Origin of the sequence: Nonomuraea antri (genome assembly GCF_013283785.1) — a bacterium.
Classification (GTDB): domain Bacteria; phylum Actinomycetota; class Actinomycetes; order Streptosporangiales; family Streptosporangiaceae; genus Nonomuraea; species Nonomuraea antri.
In genome coordinates, this window is record NZ_JABCPZ010000229.1 from 1 (window position 1) to 17,152 (window position 17,152).

At 72.8% G+C, this 17,152-nt stretch carries 19 protein-coding genes and 1 pseudogene; 12 read left to right on the top strand and 8 right to left on the bottom strand.

Going from position 1 to position 17,152, the window contains the following annotated elements; translation table 11 throughout:
• The 3 genes from HII36_RS44695 to HII36_RS44705 form a co-directional block, all read right to left on the bottom strand.
• The coding region (locus HII36_RS44695; RefSeq protein WP_328808171.1) for a biotin/lipoyl-containing protein at positions 1 to 408 on the bottom strand (408 nt) is incomplete at its 3' end.
• Positions 409 to 446: 38 nt separating this feature from the next.
• Positions 447 to 1,811 carry a dihydrolipoyl dehydrogenase gene (gene lpdA / locus HII36_RS44700; protein WP_173529438.1) on the bottom strand — a complete coding sequence of 455 codons (1,365 nt, stop codon included), beginning with the start codon at positions 1,809 to 1,811 and terminating at the stop codon, positions 447 to 449.
• Positions 1,812 to 1,873: 62 nt separating this feature from the next.
• A complete protein-coding gene (locus HII36_RS44705) occupies positions 1,874 to 3,349 on the bottom strand; it encodes a leucyl aminopeptidase (RefSeq protein WP_328808172.1) in 1,476 nt (491 codons plus the stop codon).
• A gap of 105 nt (positions 3,350 to 3,454) precedes the next feature.
• Between HII36_RS44705 and HII36_RS44710 the strand changes: the two genes are divergently transcribed.
• From HII36_RS44710 to HII36_RS44720, 3 genes are read left to right on the top strand one after another with little or no spacing between them, the layout of a single operon-like run.
• Positions 3,455 to 3,802, top strand: a complete 348-nt coding sequence (locus HII36_RS44710) for a GntR family transcriptional regulator (RefSeq protein ID WP_173529440.1) — start codon at positions 3,455 to 3,457, stop codon at positions 3,800 to 3,802.
• A complete protein-coding gene (locus tag HII36_RS44715; RefSeq protein ID WP_173529441.1) occupies positions 3,799 to 4,773 on the top strand; it encodes a DUF1648 domain-containing protein in 975 nt (324 codons plus the stop codon). The genes HII36_RS44710 and HII36_RS44715 overlap by 4 nt, the downstream gene beginning before the upstream one ends.
• Positions 4,770 to 5,669 carry a CPBP family intramembrane glutamic endopeptidase gene (locus HII36_RS44720; RefSeq protein ID WP_173529442.1) on the top strand — a complete coding sequence of 300 codons (900 nt, stop codon included), beginning with the start codon at positions 4,770 to 4,772 and terminating at the stop codon, positions 5,667 to 5,669. Before HII36_RS44715 ends, HII36_RS44720 begins: the two co-directional genes overlap by 4 nt.
• 21 nt (positions 5,670 to 5,690) lie before the next feature.
• Here the strand turns inward: HII36_RS44720 and HII36_RS44725 are convergent, their stop codons facing one another.
• Positions 5,691 to 6,518 (bottom strand): adenosylcobinamide-GDP ribazoletransferase, encoded by an 828-nt coding sequence (locus HII36_RS44725; protein ID WP_173529443.1) that lies wholly within the window; start codon positions 6,516 to 6,518, stop codon positions 5,691 to 5,693.
• A gap of 34 nt (positions 6,519 to 6,552) precedes the next feature.
• On the opposite strand from HII36_RS44725, the gene HII36_RS44730 reads away from it, so the two are divergent.
• On the top strand, positions 6,553 to 7,353 hold the full coding sequence (locus HII36_RS44730; RefSeq protein WP_173529444.1) for an ABC transporter ATP-binding protein: 801 nt from the start codon (positions 6,553 to 6,555) through the stop codon (positions 7,351 to 7,353).
• A 53-nt stretch (positions 7,354 to 7,406) separates the two neighbouring features.
• Here HII36_RS44730 and HII36_RS58970 read toward each other — a convergent pair whose 3' ends face one another.
• Positions 7,407 to 8,432, bottom strand: a complete 1,026-nt coding sequence (locus tag HII36_RS58970) for a bifunctional adenosylcobinamide kinase/adenosylcobinamide-phosphate guanylyltransferase (protein ID WP_173529445.1) — start codon at positions 8,430 to 8,432, stop codon at positions 7,407 to 7,409.
• Between the two features lie 64 nt (positions 8,433 to 8,496).
• Complete coding sequence (locus HII36_RS44740) at positions 8,497 to 9,084, bottom strand: SCO2322 family protein (protein WP_173529446.1); 588 nt, start codon at positions 9,082 to 9,084, stop codon at positions 8,497 to 8,499.
• Positions 9,085 to 9,276: 192 nt separating this feature from the next.
• On the opposite strand from HII36_RS44740, the gene HII36_RS44745 reads away from it, so the two are divergent.
• The gene (locus HII36_RS44745; protein WP_173529447.1) at positions 9,277 to 9,483 is read left to right on the top strand and encodes a hypothetical protein; all 207 of its coding nucleotides are present in this window, start codon (positions 9,277 to 9,279) and stop codon (positions 9,481 to 9,483) included.
• Between the two features lie 80 nt (positions 9,484 to 9,563).
• On the opposite strand, the gene HII36_RS44750 is transcribed toward HII36_RS44745, so the two are convergent.
• The gene (locus HII36_RS44750; protein WP_173529448.1) at positions 9,564 to 10,562 is read right to left on the bottom strand and encodes an aldo/keto reductase family protein; all 999 of its coding nucleotides are present in this window, start codon (positions 10,560 to 10,562) and stop codon (positions 9,564 to 9,566) included.
• Positions 10,563 to 10,619: 57 nt separating this feature from the next.
• Between HII36_RS44750 and HII36_RS44755 the strand changes: the two genes are divergently transcribed.
• Positions 10,620 to 11,507 carry an SMI1/KNR4 family protein gene (locus HII36_RS44755; protein WP_173529449.1) on the top strand — a complete coding sequence of 296 codons (888 nt, stop codon included), beginning with the start codon at positions 10,620 to 10,622 and terminating at the stop codon, positions 11,505 to 11,507.
• Positions 11,508 to 11,520: 13 nt separating this feature from the next.
• Here the strand turns inward: HII36_RS44755 and HII36_RS44760 are convergent, their stop codons facing one another.
• Positions 11,521 to 12,105: a DUF3043 domain-containing protein gene (locus HII36_RS44760; protein ID WP_328808173.1), complete on the bottom strand. Its 585-nt coding sequence runs from the start codon at positions 12,103 to 12,105 to the stop codon at positions 11,521 to 11,523.
• Between the two features lie 175 nt (positions 12,106 to 12,280).
• Here HII36_RS44760 and HII36_RS44765 point away from each other — a divergent pair, with 175 nt between their 5' ends.
• From HII36_RS44765 to HII36_RS44790, 6 genes and pseudogenes are all read left to right on the top strand, one after another.
• Positions 12,281 to 13,063 carry a PspA/IM30 family protein gene (locus HII36_RS44765; protein ID WP_236004590.1) on the top strand — a complete coding sequence of 261 codons (783 nt, stop codon included), beginning with the start codon at positions 12,281 to 12,283 and terminating at the stop codon, positions 13,061 to 13,063.
• A complete protein-coding gene (gene pspAA / locus HII36_RS44770) occupies positions 13,060 to 13,338 on the top strand; it encodes a PspA-associated protein PspAA (RefSeq protein ID WP_173529451.1) in 279 nt (92 codons plus the stop codon). Before HII36_RS44765 ends, pspAA begins: the two co-directional genes overlap by 4 nt.
• A 5-nt stretch (positions 13,339 to 13,343) precedes the next feature.
• Entirely contained in the window at positions 13,344 to 14,243 is a 900-nt protein-coding gene (gene htpX, locus HII36_RS44775; protein WP_173529452.1) for a zinc metalloprotease HtpX, read from the top strand.
• A gap of 5 nt (positions 14,244 to 14,248) precedes the next feature.
• Positions 14,249 to 14,797: pseudogene (gene pspAB / locus HII36_RS44780) on the top strand (PspA-associated protein PspAB); the annotation flags it as partial.
• 83 nt (positions 14,798 to 14,880) lie between these two features.
• A complete protein-coding gene (locus tag HII36_RS44785; RefSeq protein ID WP_173529453.1) occupies positions 14,881 to 16,179 on the top strand; it encodes an alpha/beta fold hydrolase in 1,299 nt (432 codons plus the stop codon).
• A gap of 107 nt (positions 16,180 to 16,286) precedes the next feature.
• The coding region (locus HII36_RS44790; protein WP_173529454.1) for a serine/threonine-protein kinase at positions 16,287 to 17,152 on the top strand (866 nt) is incomplete at its 3' end.

Consider the following 17,152-nt stretch of genomic DNA (forward strand, 5'->3'; position numbering starts at 1 on the left):
CGCCGGGGCCTGGGCGGGCGCGGCCTGCGGGGCCGGCGGAGCGGCCGGCGCGGGCTGCGGGATCGAGGAGGCCGGGGCGGCGGGCGCCGGAGCGGGCTCAGGCTCGGGCTCGGGCTGCGCGGCGGGGGCCGGTGCGGCCTCGGCGGCGGGCGCGGGCGCGCCGGCCTGGCCGCTCTCGTCGATGATGGCGAGTTCGGCGCCGACCTCGACCGTTTCGTCCTCAGCCACGACGATCTTGGTGAGGACACCCGCGGACGGCGACGGGATCTCGGTGTCGACCTTGTCGGTCGAGACCTCGAGGAGCGGCTCGTCGGCCTCGACGCGCTCGCCCTCCTTCTTCAGCCAACGGGTTACCGTGCCCTCGGTCACGCTCTCGCCGAGCTGGGGCATCTGTACGGAGACCGGCATCGTTATTCTTCTCTCGCGTTCTGATCTCGAGGGCTGGACTAGTTGTGTACGTGCAACGGCTTGCCGGCCAGGGCCAGCATCGCCTCACCGACTGCCTCGGACTGGGTCGGGTGCGCGTGGATGAGCTGGGCGACCTCTGCGGGCAGCGCCTCCCAGTTGTAGATCAGCTGGCCTTCTGTGACGAGCTCGCCGATGCGCCGGCCCACCATGTGGACGCCGACGACGGGCCCGTCCTTCTGGGCGATGACCTTGACGGCGCCCGCGGTGCCGAGAATCTGGCTCTTCGGGTTGCCCGCCAGGTCGTAGACCTGCTCGACGATCTCGATGCCGCGCTCGGCGGCCTGCGCCGAGGTGATGCCGACGGAGGCGACCTCGGGGTCGGAGTAGGTGATGCGCGGCACGCCCGCGTAGTCGATCGGCGGCGGGTTGAGACCGGCGATGTGCTCGGCCACCATGATGCCCTCGGCGAACCCGGCGTGGGCGAGCTGGAGGGTCGGGATGAGGTCGCCGATGGCGTAGACGTGCGGCACGGAGGTCTGGCAGTGCTCGTCGACCACGACCGCGCCCCGCTCGACGGCGATGCCCTGCTCCTCGAAGCCCATGCCGGCGCTGACCGCGCCGCGGCCGACCGCGACGAGCAGCAGCTCGGCGTCGAGGGTCTTGCCGTTGGCCAGGGTGACGACCACGCCGGTCTCCGTGGTCTTGGCGCTGTCGAAGAAGACGCCCAGCTCGTACTTGATGCCGCGGCGGCGGAAGGCCCGCTCCAGCAGCTTGGAGCTGGACTCCTCCTCGGTGGGCAGCAGGTGGGGCAGCGCCTCGACGATGGTGACCTCGGCGCCGAAGGAGCGGTAGACGCTGGCCAGCTCGACGCCGATGACGCCGCCGCCCAGCACGATCACCGAGCTGGGCACGCGGTCCATCTTGAGCGTGTGCTCGCTGGTGATGACGCGCTCGCCGTCGATCTCCAGGCCGGGCAGCGTCTTCGGCGCCGAACCCGTGGCCAGGACGATGTCGCGGCCCTCGTAGACCTCGGAACCGACCTGGACCCGGTTCGGGCCGACCAGCGTGCCCGCGCCCTCGACGACGGTCACGCCGGCGCCCTTGAGCAGGCCCTGGACGCCCTTCCAGGCCCGGTTGACGATCTTGTCCTTGAACGCGTGCACGCCCTGGACGTCGATGCCGTCGAAGCGCGCCTTGACGCCGAACGACTCGCTCTCTCGGGTCTCGTCGGCGACCTCGGCCGAGTGCAGCAGGGCCTTGGTGGGGATGCATCCCCGGTGCAGGCAGGTGCCGCCGATCTTGTCCTTCTCGATCAGGACCACCGACTTGCCCAGCTCAGCCGCCCGGAGCGCGCAGGCGTAGCCGCCGCTGCCACCACCTAGGACGACGATGTCATAGGCCACAGGAAGGCTCTCCTTTTCGGGGTGCACGTGAGTGCACGTGTGCCGTCATCTTTTCATTTGTTTCAGATGCTCGCGTGCCGCTCGGCGAGTCCGATGAGGGTGCGCGTGATGGCGCCGGTGCCGCCCTTGGGCGTGTAGCCGTAGGCCTCGCCCTTGTTGAAGGCGGGCCCGGCCATGTCGATGTGCGCCCAGCGCACGCCGTCGGGCACGAACTCCTTCAGGAAGATGCCCGCGGCCAGCATGCTGCCCCAGCGCTCGGGCTGGAGGTTGGCGATGTCGGCGACCGCGGAGTCGAGGCCCTTGCGCAGCTCCTCGGGCAGCGGCATGCCCCAGGCGCCCTCGCCCGCGGCGCCCGCCGTCTCGACGACGAGCTCCCTGAGCGCGTCGTCGTTGGACATCACGCCGGAGGTGCGCCAGCCGAGCGCGACGATCTGCGCGCCGGTGAGCGTGGCCACGTCGACGATCACGTCCGGGCCGTCCTCGGCGGCGCGGGCGATGCCGTCCATGAGCACCAGGCGGCCCTCGGCGTCGGTGTCGAGCACCTCGACCGTCTTGCCGCTGTAGCTGTGGATCACGTCGGACGGGCGCTGCGCGGTGCCGCTCGGCAGGTTCTCGGCCAGGCAGAGGTAGCCGATGGCGTTGACGGGCAGGCCCAGCCTGGCGATGCCGACCAGCGCGCCGAAGACCGCGCCCGCGCCGCCCATGTCGGACTTCATCCAGTCCATGGACGCCGACGGCTTGAGCGACAGGCCGCCGGAGTCGAACGTGATGCCCTTGCCCACGAACGCCAGCGTCTTGGTGGCCTCCGGGTGGCTGTAGGACAGCCTGACCAGCCGCGGCGGGTTGGACGAGCCCTGGCCGACGCCGATGAGGCCGCCGTAGCCGCCGTCCTTGAGCTGCTTCTCGTCGAGCACCTCGACGCTCAGCCCGGCCTTGGCGCCGGTCTGCTCGGCGATCTCGGCGAACTTGGCCGGCCACAGGTCGGACGGCGGCGTGTTGACCAGGTCGCGCACCAGGGTGACGGACTCGGCCAGCACGGCGGCGCGCTCGGCGACGCCCTGCTCGGCGGAGTCACCGGCGATCACGGTCAGCTCGCCGACCGGCGGCTTCTGCTCGCCGGAGGTCCGGTAGCGGGCGAAGCCGTAGGCGCCGAGCAGGCCGCCGAGCGCGACGGCCTCGGTCTCCTCGGGCGTGCCCGCGGGCAGCGCCAGCGCGGCGCGCGCGGTACCGGCCAGCGAGCGCACGGCGGCGCCCGCGGCGCGGCGCAGACCCTCCGTGTCGGGGTTCTCGCCCAGGCCCACGGCCACCAGCAGCGGGGCCGCGATGGCGCCGAAGGTGGGGAGCTTGGCGAGCTCGCCGGGCTTGCCGGAGAAGCCGACGGCGTCGAGGGAGGCGGCCAGCTTGCCGCCGAAAGCCGCGTCGAGTGCCTCGGCGCCGTTCGTGGGGCGCGGGCCCTCCTGGCCGGACCGGAACCCGACGATGAGTGCGTCGGTGTCTATAGAGACTGGATCTGCTGAGTTCAGCCGCACAGTGGTCACGTAAACCGATGCTATCCAGGGTTTCTGCGTACTCACAAACAGGGGTTCATCCCACCAATCCCTGTCACGCACGATCATTTGAATGGTGCTAGTGTCATTAGCATCATGTTGCTGACGCTCGATCTCAACGACGCGCGGCCCCTGCACGAGCAGGTGGCGGGCGCGATTCGCCGTGCGATCGGCGAGGGCTCGTACGCGCCGGGCGACCGTCTGCCGCCCGCACGAGACCTGGCCGACGCGCTCGGCATCAATGCCAACACCGTGCTGCGCGCGCTGCGCGACCTGCGCGACGAGGGGTTACTGGAGTTCAGGCGCGGGCGCGGCGTCAGCGTCGCCGGCCGCGCCGACGGCCGGGCGCTGCTCGTCCAGCGCACCCGCGAACTGCTCGACGAGGCCAAGCGGCTCGGCTACGGCCGCGAAGACCTCAAGACGATTTTGGAGGAATTGACGTGATCTCCCGCCTGACCGCCACCGTGTGGGGGCTGGCCGTCACCGCCGTGCTGGTCCTGCTGCCGCTGAGCCTGAGCGACCGCCTGCCCGACCCGATCGCCACGCACTGGGGCGCGGGCGGCGCGCCCGACGGCAGCATGTCGCAGGGCGCCGCGCTGATCGCCGTGCTGGCGCTGTGGAGCGCGATCTGGCTGGTGCTGCTCGGCATCGCCCTGTGGCTGCCGGGCACGCTGGGCAAGCAGGCGAACCGGATCTTCTGGTGGGCGTCGCTGTTCTTCGGCGGCGCGCTCGTGCTGGGCATGAGCATCACCACCGTGCTGGCCAACCTCGACGCGCCCGGCTGGGCCGCCGCCGAGCTGGCGGGCTGGCAGGTGCTCGCGGTCATCGCCGCGGCTTTGGCCGCGGGCGCGCTGGCCGGGTACGCCGGGCGTGGCACGGCCGATGCGAAGCCGGCGCACCAGGCGGTGCCCGCCATGAGCCTGCGCCCCGGTCAGCGCACCGTGTGGGTGAGCCGGGTGAGCGTCCTGTGGCCGATGATCGCGGCCGGCGTCGCCGCCGCGGGCATCGCCGTGACGGGCGCGCTCTGGGTCGCCGGGATGCTGCCCGGTGGCGCGTTCCTGCCCGGGATCCTGCCCGTGCTGATCATCGTGCTGGCCGCCGGGCTGGTCACCGGCTCGGTGTCCGTACGGGTCTCGGAGAACGGCCTGGCCATCGGCTTCGGCCCGTTCGGCCGCCCCGGCAGGCACATCCCGCTGTCGCAGATCGAGTCGGCGTGGGCCGAGGACCGGCAGCCGGGCGAGGTCGGCGGCTGGGGCTTCCGCGGGCTGCCCGGCAACAGCACGATCATGGTGCGCGGCGGCGACTGCCTGGTCGTCCGCTACCGCTCCGGCCGGCTGCTGGCCGTCAGCGCCGACGACGCCGAGCGCGGCGCGGCCCTCGTCAACGCGCTGGTCGAGGAGCGCATCGCGTCATGAGATCCCCGCTGGCCGTCTTCCTCGTCGCCGCGTTCGCCCTCTCGTGGGCGGTGACGCTGCCCGTCTGGCTCGGCGGCGGGCTGAGCTCCCCGCTGACCCGGGTGTGCGCGACGCTGATGATGTTCACGCCGTCGGCCGGCGTGCTGGCCGTCTGGCTGCTGTCCAGGCCCCGGGCGCCGTTCCGCGAGTGGGCGGCGCGCACCGGGCTCACGTTCGGCGAGCGCAAGGGCCGCACCTGGCTGCTGATACTGGCGGCCTGGCTCGGCACCCCGCTGTTCGTGATCGGCGCGATGGCGCTGAGCGCGGCGCTCGGCCTGGTGAAGCTGGACCTCGACGGTCTCAGCCTGCTCGACGCCGCGCTGCGCGCGCAGGGCGTGCCCGTGCCCGGCGGGCTCGGCGCGGTCGCCGCCGTCCAGATCGCCGCGGCCGTGGTGACCGGGCCGGTGCTCAACCTGGTCTTCGCGCTCGGCGAGGAGTGGGGCTGGCGCGGCTGGCTGCTGCCCAGGCTCGTCTCGGCGCGCGGCGTGCTCGGCGGGCTGGTGCTGTCGGGGGCGATCTGGGGCGTGTGGCACGCGCCGCTCACCCTGCTCGGCTACAACTATCCGCGCCTGGGCTCGTGGGCCGCGGTGTACTTCATCGCGTTCTGCGTGCTGGCCGGGATCGTGTTCGGCTGGCTGCGGCTGCGCTCGGGCAGCGTCTGGCCGGCGGTGATCGGGCACGGCTCGCTGAACGCGGTCGCTGGCCCGGTGCTGCTGCTCGGCGACGCGGCCGCGCCGCCCGACGAGGTGATCGCCGGGCCCACCGGGCTGGTCGGGCTGGCCGTGCTCGCGCTGGTCGCCGTCGTCCTGCTCAAGTTCCTCCCGGTACGGCTGACGGAACCCGAACCCGCCGCGTGACGTTCGGGCGGCGGACGCTGGTCACAGGAGCGCGCAGACCACCAGGCAGGCCGTCGCGGCGGTCTCCACGAGGGCGCCGAGCACGTCGCCCGTGACGCCGCCGAGCCTGCGGACGGCGTGCCGGCGCAGCAGCCACGCTGCCCCGAGCCCGGCGAGCAGCCCCAGCGGCAGCCCCAGCGGCGGCACCGTGTACGGCGGCGCCCCGCCGCCAGGGCCGGGACCGGCGGGCGGCAGCCCGAGTGCGGCGGTGGCGAGCAGCCCGAGCAGGGCGGTGGCGAGCAGGGCGGCCAGGGTCGCGGCCCAGGCGGCGGCCGGGCGCACCGTGCCCGCGACCATCGCGCCCAGCCCGCCAGGACGGGCCGCGGGCACCCCGGCCAGGCAGGCCCAGGTGAGCGCCAGCCGGCCCGCCACGCACGCGGTCACCAGGGCGGCGAACCCGGCCGCCGACACCGCCGTCACCTGGATGAGCAGCACGAAGACCAGCGTCACCACGCCGAACGGCCCGATGTCCGACTTTTTCATGATGTCGAGCGCCTGGTCGGCCGGCTTGCCGCTGCCCAGCCCGTCGGCCAGGTCGGCGAGCCCGTCCAGATGCAGCCCGCGCGTGAGCACCGCGAGCAGCCCCACGCTCAGCGCGGCGAGCAACAGCGGCTGCGGCCCCGGTTGCGGCCCCGGCAGCAGCTCCCACAGGAGCGACGGCAGCCCGGCCACGGCCCCCAGCACCAGCCCCACGGCGGGCGCCAGCGCCATCGCCCGCCCCGCCACCTCGCGATCGACCCGCTCCACCCGGACGGGAAAGACGCTGAGCGTGCCGGCGGCGAAGCGCAGCCCGTGTAGCTCAAGCCGCATAACGGACGATCGTAGGGCCACTAGTGTGGCTGGAATGCACGTGGTTCAACTCGAAGGCGTAGGTGTCCGAGTCGTCGGCAAGTCGCTGCTCGACGACGTCGACTGGCGGGTGGAGTACGGCGATCACTGGGTGATTCTCGGCCCGAACGGCGCGGGCAAGACGACCCTGCTCTCCCTGGCCGCGGCCGTACGGCATCCGAGCGAGGGCACGGTCACCGTGCTCGGGCACCGGCTCGGCCGGGTCGATCTGCGCGAGCTGCGCCGCCATCTCGGCCTGGTCGCCTCCAGCCAGCGGCTCGTCGACGAGGAGCTGATGGAGGAGGAGGGCGCGACGGCGCACACCGTCGTCCTGACCGGGCACACCGGCAGCAGCGCCCCGCTCTGGGACAAGTACGGCGACGCCGAGCGCGAGCGCGCCCACCGGCTGCTGGCCGACCTCGGCTGCAAGGACCTGGCCGACCGGCCGTTCCGCGTCTGCTCGCAGGGGGAGCGGGCGCGCATCAGGGTGGCCAGGGCGCTCATGGCCGACCCCGCCGTGCTGCTGCTCGACGAGCCGTTCGCGGGGCTCGACCTGCCCGCGCGCGAAGACCTCATCACCGCCGTGGAGGACCTCGCGGCCACGCGTCCCGTGCTCACCACCGTGACCGTGACACACCACCTGGAGGAGGTGCCCGCCACCACGACGCACGCGCTGCTGCTGCGCGACGCCCGGGTGCTGGCGGCGGGGCCGATCACCGAGGTGCTCACGCCGGCGAACCTCTCCGACTGCTTCGGCCGGCCGCTGCACGTCGACCGCCTCGACGGCCGCTGGTACGCCCGCGCCCTGCGCCACTGACCCACCGGGCCGGACGCCGGCCGTTCCGGGATCGCATCGGCGCGGGCCGGCGGTCAGAGTTCGAGCGGGCGGCCGGCGACCACCAGGGCGACGTACTCCGACTCGGCGGCCAGGCGCTCGTTGAGCCGGCCCAGCGCGTCCCTGAAGGCCCGGCCGCTGGACGTCGCGGGCACCACACCCATGCCCACCTCGTCGGAGACCGCCACGATGGGCTGCGCGGTCTCACGCCAGGCGGACACCAGGTCGTCGCAGCGCCGCGTCACCGGCGCGCGGTCGCCCTCCCAGGCGGCGTGCTCGTCGAACACCGCGGCCAGCCAGGTGCCCAGGCCGTCGACGAGCAGCGGCGTGGTGGCCCGCCTGATCGCGCCGGCCAGGTCGGTGGTCTCGGCCGTGGCCCAGTGCGCGGGCCGCCGCTCGCGATGGGCGCGCACCCGGGCGGCCCACTCGCCGTCGCCCGCGCCGCTCGGCCCCGTCGCCACGTAGGTGACGTAGGGTTCGGCGGCCAGCCGCAGCTCGGCCTCCGCCGACTTCCCCGAACGCGACCCGCCCAGCAGCAACGCCCGCATCGGCGCCCGCATTGGTGGACGCAGCGGTGGACGCGGCCCGGTGGCCGCCGGGTCGCGGGTGTCCAGCACCGCTCCGTCCCGTACGTGCACCGCGCCCCACAGCCGCAGCCGCCGCGCCAGCTCCTCCTCCGACCTGACCCGGTGATCGGCCCACACCCCGGCCACCAGCGTCGCGGCGTCCACGACCCCGGCCCGCCGCAGCTCCCCGAGCCGTTCCGGGCCGTCGAGCAGGTCCATCAGCACCACGTCGTAGCGGCCGGGGCCGTCGGCGGGTACGGACTCGCCGCCCGGCAGGCACAGCAGGCCGCGGCCGTCGGGGCCGACCAGCGCCCGCCCGCCGCCGTACGCGCGGTACCCGGCCGGCGGCTCCGTGAACGGGTACCTGACCACGTCATCGACGATCGGCTCGAACGGGCGGCGATGCCCGGCCGGCAACGGGAGGCAGGAGGCGCACCGGCAGCCGGGCACGGGCCAGCCCGCCTCGCCCCCGGTGCCGCTGAGAAGGACCTTCACGGCCGCCGAGCGTACCGGCCCCGCCCGTCCTCGCCCGTGCGCGGCCTCCCAGGTGGGCGGGGGGTCAGCCGGCGGCAGGGGACTTGGCGCGGCGGCGGGTGGCGACGACGGCGCCGCCGCCGAGCAGGAGGAGCACGCCGGCCCCACCGGCGATCCACACCACCGGCGAGCCGCCGGACTCCCCGGCGCTCTCGGCCGCGGCCGGAGCGGCCGGCTCGGCGCCGCCCTTCTCGCGCGCCGGATAGTCGTCGACGGCCACCACGCCGCCCTGGTCGTTCACCCGCACCCGGGCGGCCGAGGCCAGGAGCTGGACGGCGGTCGCGCCCTCCGCGCCCGCCACGCACTTGACCACGTCCTGCCGAGGCGGCTGCTCACCGGGGAAGGCGTCGGCGTCCGCGTCGCCGAAGTCCACCACGACGGCCACGCGCTTGTGCCCGGAGGCCGCCGCGTCCTTGCCGCAGACCGTCTCGAAGACGGGCATCTCACCGGCGGGCGGCTCGCTGGCCGCGCCGTCGGGCGAGACGGCGAAGCGCCAGCCGACGACCGAGCCGTCCGGCGGGCCGTCGCCTGGACGGGCGGCCAGCCAGGCCGTGCCGTCGCTCTGCCAGGCGCTCCACAAGCGGGTGGCGTGGGGATCGGTCCCGCCGGGCACGGGGTTGTTGGGCTGAACGGGCTGCGTGGCCAGGGCGGGAAAGGGGAGGGAGACTAAGGCGGCCGCCCCGAGGGCGACTCCTGCCGCAACACGACATGCGCGCAGCATCGATGGACCTCCAAGCTCGGGAGTAGGGTTCCCAGTGCCGTCGAGAGGGTGCGCCGGCGAACCCGCGGAAAAGGAGCGTATGGCATGACATGGCGGTGGCGTTATGAAAACGCAAATGGTGGTGAGGTAACGGATCGGCCATTGCCGCGAGAGGTTTTTCCGAGCCAGGCCGACGCGGAGTCCTGGCTTGGCGAGAACTGGCGTGAGCTGGTCGATTCCGGTGTTGAGCAGGTGGCACTGCTGGACGAGGACCGGGTCGAATACACCGGATTGTCATTGCGCCCGGAGTGAATACGCGTTAACGGAAAAACCCCTTGAGCGCCATTGTTGCTCAAGGGGTTTTTGTTTCCGGAGAAACCCGGGTTTCCCGGTTACGGGCGCTTCGGCGGGCTGACCGTACGCGACGGGTCGCGCTCCACGATGGGGCCGAGCACGTCGTCGATCCGCTTCAGCACCTCGGCGTCGAGCTTGACGCCCGCGGCCTTGACGTTGTCGCGCACCTGCTCGGGACGGCTGGCCCCGACGATGGCGCTGGAGACGTTCGGGTTCTGCAGCACCCAGGCGACGGCCAGCTGCGCCATGCTCAGCCCGAGGTCGGCGGCGACGGGCTTGAGCTGCTGCACCCGGCTGAGCACATCGTCGTTCATGAACCGGCCGATGAAGCCGCTGCCGCTCGGGTCGGTGGCCCGCGAGCCCTCGGGCGGCTGCTGCCCGGGCAGGTACTTGCCGGTGAGCACGCCCTGCGCGATCGGCGACCAGACGATCTGGCCGACGCCCTCGCGCTCGCTCAGCGGCACCACCTCCGACTCGATGACCCGCCACAACATCGAGTACTGAGGCTGGTTGGAGATGATCCGGTCGAAGCCCATCTCGTCGGCGATCTTCAGCGCCCTGGAGATCTGGTCGGCCGTCCACTCGCTGACGCCGACGTACAGGACCTTGCCCTGGCGTACCAGGTCGTCGAAGGTCTTGAGCGTCTCTTCGAGCGGAGTCTCGAAGTCGAAGCGGTGCGCCTGGTACAGGTCCACGTAGTCGGTCTGCAGGCGGCGCAGCGAGCCGTGGATGGACTGGGTGATGTGCTTGCGTGACAGGCCGCGGTTGTTCTGCCCGGGGCCGGTGGGCCAGTAGACCTTGGTGAAGATCTCCAGCGACTCCCTGCGCTCGCCCTTGAGCGCCCTGCCGAGCACCTCCTCGGCCTTCGTGGCCGCGTAGATGTCCGCGGTGTCGAAGGTGGTGATGCCCTCGTCGAGCGCCGCGCGTACGCACTGGTTGGCGGCGTCCTCTTCGACCTGGGAGCCGTGGGTGATCCAGTTGCCGTAACTGATCTCACTCACCTTGAGACCGCTACGACCGAGGTGTCGGAATTCCATGGGACCGACCTTAAGCCCGTGCCGTACCGTGATCGGATTCGGGATAGGGTGCGCGACGTGCTGAAGCTCGTACGGTCGGCGCTCACCGCGGCCGTCCTGATCGCGATCGTGATACGGGTGCGCCGCCGCGCCCGCCTGCCCGAGGGACAGCCCGCGCAGCCGGCGCCCGCGGCGGCCCGTGGCGCGCGCGTGGGGCTGATCTGGGTCCTCATCGCGGTCGTCGTGGCCGTGACGCTGACGATCGCGCTGATCGCGCCCACGTCCGCCGAGCAGGCCACAGCACCACGGGCGACCGCCACAGCTACCCCGACGCAGGTCCCGACACCGGCTCCGACGTCGCCGTCGCCCACCCCCGAGGCGACCTGCGTGCCGCCGGCGCGGCCGGTCGTCGTGCGGCCCATCGATCCCCGGGTGCGACGTGCGGTGAACCGGGAGTGGCGGCGCGTCGAGCGCTGGCTCATGGCGAACGCGCCGCGCACCTACCGCCGGCTGGGCGGCCCGGGCAGGGCGGGCACGATCGCGGTCGCCGAGTCGCAGCTCGGCGTGGACTTCCCCGACGACCTGCGCGCCTCGCTGCTGCGGCACAACGGCTCGCCAGGCCTGGCCCTGGCGCCCTGGCCCGGCGGCGGCTCCGGGCTCACCATCAGGCAGATCAGGGACGCCTGGCGGCGCTCGTGCGCCACGGCCGGCGGCCAGGGCTCATGGGCGGCCGGGAGGCTGCCGTTCCAGACGCTCAGGCCCGCCGGCCTGGCCGTGATCGACACGGACAAAGGCACGGGCGACGGCACGGCCGGCGGCATGGTCACCGGGAACGGGCAGGGGTTCGCGGTGTCGTACCACGCGCTGCTGCGGCAGATCGCCGACACGCTCGAACAGGGCGCCGAGTTCGCCGGCCTGCGGCCTGCCGTCGAACGCGGCGCGCTGCGCTGGCAGCCCGCGGAATGACCGGCGGAGAGCCCTACTTCTTGGGCGGGACCGGCTTGCCACCCGGCAGCTTCTGCGGCGGCGGGAAACGCAGCTTGCGGATCTGCATCGCCCGCATGGCCGCGTAGAAGCCGACGCCCTTGACGCTCTCGTTCGGCAGCTTCTCCGCGACCAGCTTCTTCACCTTCCACGAGACGTAGACGGAGGTGAAGATGACGCCGACCATCATGACCGGCCAGCCGACCACCATGACGATCTCCAGCGCCCTGGCGCGGATGTTCATCGGCCACGGGATCCAGGTCGCGACCAGGATCAGTAGCGAGAACGGCAGGAAATACTGGCTCGGCAGCCGCCGCGAGTCGACCCAGTCGCGCGCGAACTTGCGCGCCGGGCCCTTGTCGCGGGCCGGGAGGTAGCGCTCGTCACCGGAGAGCATGCCCTGGCGGGCGCGCTCGCGCTCGGCGGACTGCTTGGCCCGCATCTGCCGATAGGCCTCTTTACGGTCTTTCGGCGCGTTGACCGGCTGGCGTCGCCTGCCTTCGGCATCACGGCGCTTGGGAGTGGGACGTCCTTTACCTTGGGGCTTAGGATCGTCAGCGGGGACGGGGGTGTCGTCCACGGAGGTCTGGGAACGGCGTCGCAACACACGTCAACCCTACCTGGACTGCAACTTAGTGACGCCCCCGTGCGTTATGCGTAGGGTAATCCCAAGGCGGCTGCGCTGCATTGGGTGAACACCAGCACGACCTAGAAGGGGACGGCCGACGCGCATGAGCGTGATGAAGAGACTTTCGATGATCTTCAAGTCCAAGGCCAACAAGGCCTTGGACAAGATGGAGGATCCGCGCGAGACCCTTGACTACTCCTATCAGCGGCAGCTCGAGCTGCTGCAGAAGGTGCGCCGGGGTGTGGCCGACGTCGCCACGTCGCGCAAGAGGGTGGAAATCCAGATCAACGGGCTGGAGCAGCAGTCCAGGCGGCTGGAGGAGCAGGGCCGCAAGGCGTTGTCCGTCGGTCGTGAAGACCTCGCCCGCGAGGCGCTGCAGCGCCGCTCCGGGCTGCAGACCCAGATGGCCGATCTGAAGGTCCAGCATGACAACCTGCAGGCCGAGGAGGAGAAGCTGACCACGGCTTCCCAGCGGCTGCAGGCCAAGGTCGACTCCTTCCGCACGAAGAAGGAGACCATCAAGGCCACCTACACCGCGGCCGAGGCGCAGACCCGCATCAACGAGGCGTTCTCCGGCATCTCCGAGGAGATGGGCGACGTCGGCCTGGCCATCCAGCGCGCCGAGGACAAGACGGCGCAGATGCAGGCCCGCGCGGGCGCGATCGACGAGCTGCTGGCCAGCGGCGCGCTCGACGACTTCAGCGGCACCCGCGGCGACGACATCCAGGCCGAGCTCGACCGCATGGGCGGCGGCATGGACGTCGAGCTGGAGCTGGCCAGGATGAAGGCCGAGCTGGGCCAGGGCCCCGCCCCGCAGGGCGCCATCGAGCAGGGCCAGCCGCAGCAGCAGGCCCAGCCGCAGCAGCAGAGCCAGACCCAGCATCTCCGCCAGCCCGGGGAGGGCGCATGATTGTCAGGATCATGGGCGAGGGCCAGGTCCAGATCTCCCCGGACGACATCGCGGTGCTCAACGAGCTCGACAGCGAGCTCGAGGCCGCGATCGACGCCGGCGACGAGAAGGCCTTCCGGGTCAAGTTGCACGCGTTGCTCGACAAGGTGCGCCAGGTCGGCAAGGCGCTTCCCGACGACAGCCTTGAGCCGTCAGAGCTGATCCTTCCCCCCGCGGACGCCTCCATCGAGGAAGTCCGGGAGATGCTGGGCGACCAGGGCCTGATTCCGGGCTGAGTCCCGTGCGCACGCGGTTCGCGTCCGACAGCGGCCTGACCCGCCGCATGGTCGTGACGATGTTCCTGCTCGGGCTGCTCTACGTGGTGTTCGTCGGCGTCCTGATCGCCTTGGGCGTGCGGGCGCTGACCGTGCTGCTGATCGCCGGGGGTCTGCTGTTCGCGCAGTACTTCCTGTCCGACCGCATCGCGTTGTTCGCGATGCACGGGCGCGAGGTGTCGCCGCAGGAGGCCCCCGAGTTGCACGGGATGATCGACCGGCTGTGCGCGCTGGCCGACATGCCCAAGCCGCGCGTGGCGATCGCCGATTCCGACGTCCCCAACGCGTTCGCCACCGGCCGCAACCAGAAGAAGGCCGTCGTCTGCGTGACGACCGGCATCCTGCGCCGCCTGGAGCCGCAGGAGCTCGAAGGCGTGCTGGCCCACGAGCTGTCGCACGTGGCGCACCGGGACGTGGCGGTCATGACCATCGCCTCCTTCCTGGGCATCGTGGCCGGCCTGATGACCAGGTTCGCGCTCTACACCGGGCTCGGCGGCCGGCGCGAGAACGGCCAGGGCGGCCTGCCCATCGGGCTGATCGTCATGCTGGTCTCGATCGTCGTCTACGCCGTCAGCTTCGTGCTCACCCGCGCGTTGTCGCGCTACCGGGAACTGGCCGCCGACCGGGCCGGCGCGTTGCTCACGCAGCGGCCGTCCGCGCTGGCCAGCGCACTGACCAAGGTGTCCGGCGACATGGCCAGGATCCCGACGCGCGACCTGCGCGACGCCGAGCCGTTCAACGCCTTCTACTTCGCGCCCGCGCTGGCCAGGGGCGAGACGCTGGCGAACCTGTTCTCCACGCACCCGCCGCTGGAACGGCGGCTCGAACAGCTGGCGAACATCTCGCACCAGCTCGGACGGGGCTGAGGCCGATGGGGTGGCTCGATTCCCTGCTCGGCCGGTCGAAACCGGTCAAGCCCAATCTCGACGCGTTGTTCGCGCTGCCGTCCGCCGCCGTGACCCTGCAGGCCGCCACCGGGCTGGTGCCGACCGGGACGGGCTCGGTGGCCTTCCGCGCGGCCGAGGGCAGCGCGTTCGCCACGCTGGAACGCGACGTCAAGACGCTGCTCGGCGAGCGGGTCGAGGAGTTCGACGACGGCTACGGCTACACCTGGCTGCTGGTGCGCCGCGCGCCCGAGGCGGTCGCCGACCTGGTCACCGAGCTGCACGCGGTCAACTCGTCGCTGGAGGAGGCCGGGTTCGGGCCGTCGCTGCTGTGCTCGCTGGTGTCGTTCGAGGGTGATGGGCGGCGGCTGGCGGTCGTCTACCTGTACAAGCGGGGGACGTTCTACCCGTTCGCGCCGCTGGCCGGGCAGAAGCGCGACAACGCGCTGGAACTGCAGGTCAGAGGCGTGCTGGCGGGGGAGCTGCCGCTGGAGAGCGATCTGAGCCGATGGTTCCCGGTCTGGGGGGGCGCCGGGCGTTTGACCGCGTTCAGTGATGTAATGATCACGTGGAGCGAAGGTTGTTCGTCCTCGCGGCTTCCGCGTTCATCGTGGCGGCCGTGCTGTACAGCGCGTGGATCACCGGCCAGTTCACCACGCCCGACGTCGACAGGACCCAGGGCTACGTCAGCGAGCTGGCGGCGGTCGACCAGCCGTGGGCGCGCCTGTTCAGGGCCGGTGACGTGCTCAGCGGGCTGGCCTGCCTGGCCGGGGTGGCGCTGACGCCGCACGTGCGCGGCGAGTGGCCGGGCTGGCTCGCGCTGGGCGGCTTCGGGCTGCTGCTGGCCGCGGGCGGCGCGTTCCCGCTGGACTGCGCGCCGATCAGCGACGAGGAGTGCGGCACGGCGGGGCTGTCGCCCGCGCACCGCGTCCACGAGCTGGCCGGGGTGCTCGGCACGGCCGCGGTGCTGGCCGCGATGGTGCTGCTGGCCGTGCGCTGGCGCTCGTGGGTGGCGTGGCTGTTCACCGGCCTCACGCTGGCCGCCACCGCGGTGCTGCTGGTCGCCGTCGCCGCGGGCCAGTGGGCCGGGATCGCGCACCGGGTGCTGATGACGCTGATCGCCGTCTGGCTGGTGTACGTGGCGCTGCGGCTGCTCATCACCGACGGCCACACGGTGCGCTCGGGGCCGCCGCACGTGGTCAGGCAGGGCGACGGCCCGGCCGTGCTGCTCACCAGCGGCCCGGCCGGGGCCTGGTTCCACTGGGACGCCGTCGCCGCCGAACTGGCCGCCCGCCACCGCGTGACCCGCTTCGACCGGCCTGGACTGGGCCTCAGCCCGCCCTCGCCGGAACCGCCCACCCTGTACGGCGAGGCCGCCAGGCTGGCCGCGCTGGCCCCCGCGCACCCCCAGCGGGTCACCGTCGTCGCGCACGAGTTGTCGTGCTGGCACGCCGAGGCGTTCGCCCGGCTGCACCCGCTGTGCGTGGCCAAGCTCGTCCTGGTCGATCCGGCCTGCGCGAGCGGCGGCAAACGGCCGCAGGTGCGGCGCGCGCTGGGCCGCTGGACGCCCGCGCTCGGCGCCACCTGGGGGGCGACGGCGCTGGCCAGGGTCGCGGGACCGGCCGCGCACCGGCTGCTGACCGGCGCCGGCGACCCGGCGGGCGTCTACCGGCGCGGCAGCGTGCTCGCCGCGGCGGCGGGGGAGTGGCTGGCCCGCCGCGACATGGCCGCCGACCTGTGCGCGATCAGGGCCGAGCACCCGTTCCCCGACGTGCCGGTCACCGTGATCAGCTCCGGCGAGGACGACCCCTGCACGGAACGCCTGGCCGAGACGCTGAACGCCACCCTGGTACGCCTGCCCGCGACCGAGCGCCCGATCCCGCTCGACGACCCCGGGGCGGTCGCCGCCGCCGTCTGACACGGGACGGGCGGCGGGTAAAGCGATGCGACCGAGTCGGTATCGGCGTGACGCGACGCCATGTGACGCGGACAATGGCGGCAAAAGGCGCCGAAGGTGGGGGTGCGATGCCGGACCTCGCGCGGCCGGGCGACCCCGGCTCGGTGGGTGGCTACCGCGTGTCCGGCCGTCTGGGCGAAGGCGGGCAGGGCACCGTCTACCTGGCCACCGCGCCCGACGGCGCCCAGGTCGCGCTCAAGCTGCTGCGCGCCGACCTGGCCGGTGACACCGAGGCGTCCGAGCGTTTCGTCCGCGAGGTGGCGATGGCCAGGCGGGTGGCGCCGTTCTGCACCGCCCAGGTCATCGAGACCGGCCTGTACGGCGGCCGGCCGTACATCGTCAGCGAGTACATCGACGGGCCCACGCTGGCCGACGTCGTACGCGAGCAGGGGCCGCGCTCGGGCGCCGCGCTGCACCGGCTGGCGATCGGCACCGTCACCGCGCTGGTCGCCATCCACCAGGCCGGGATCGTGCACCGCGACTTCAAGCCGTCGAACGTGGTGCTCGCGCCCGACGGCCCGCGCGTGATCGACTTCGGCATCGCCAGGGCGCTCGACCTGTCCTCGACGCTGACCGGCACCGCGCTCGGCACGCCCGCGTACATGGCGCCCGAGCAGCTCAACGCGGAGAGCCCGGGGCCGCCGTCCGACATGTTCGCCTGGGCCTGCACGCTGCTGTACGCCGCCTGCGGGCGGGCCCCGTTCGGCCAGGACCATCTGGCCGCCGTGCTGCACCGCATCATGACGGCCGAGCCCGACACGTCCTGCCTGGCGGATCCGGCGTTACGCGCGCTGGTCGCCGACTGCCTGGCCAAGGACCCGAACAGACGGCCGAGCGCCGGCGAGGCCCTCATGCGGCTGCTCGGCCGGCCGCCGGGCAGCACCCCGCCCGGGTTGCTCCAGCAGGGCAGCGCGGTGGCGGGGGCGGCCGGCAT

Coding starts and splice junctions, on each gene's coding strand:
- HII36_RS44750 (WP_173529448.1), bottom strand. CDS start 10,562: ATGGAATTCCGACACCTCGGTCGTAGCGGTCTCAAGGTGAGTGAGATC.
- HII36_RS44745 (WP_173529447.1), top strand. CDS start 9,277: ATGACATGGCGGTGGCGTTATGAAAACGCAAATGGTGGTGAGGTAACG.
- HII36_RS44765 (WP_236004590.1), top strand. CDS start 12,281: ATGATCTTCAAGTCCAAGGCCAACAAGGCCTTGGACAAGATGGAGGAT.
- HII36_RS44730 (WP_173529444.1), top strand. CDS start 6,553: ATGCACGTGGTTCAACTCGAAGGCGTAGGTGTCCGAGTCGTCGGCAAG.
- HII36_RS44725 (WP_173529443.1), bottom strand. CDS start 6,518: ATGCGGCTTGAGCTACACGGGCTGCGCTTCGCCGCCGGCACGCTCAGC.
- HII36_RS44710 (WP_173529440.1), top strand. CDS start 3,455: ATGTTGCTGACGCTCGATCTCAACGACGCGCGGCCCCTGCACGAGCAG.
- HII36_RS44720 (WP_173529442.1), top strand. CDS start 4,770: ATGAGATCCCCGCTGGCCGTCTTCCTCGTCGCCGCGTTCGCCCTCTCG.
- pspAA (WP_173529451.1), top strand. CDS start 13,060: ATGATTGTCAGGATCATGGGCGAGGGCCAGGTCCAGATCTCCCCGGAC.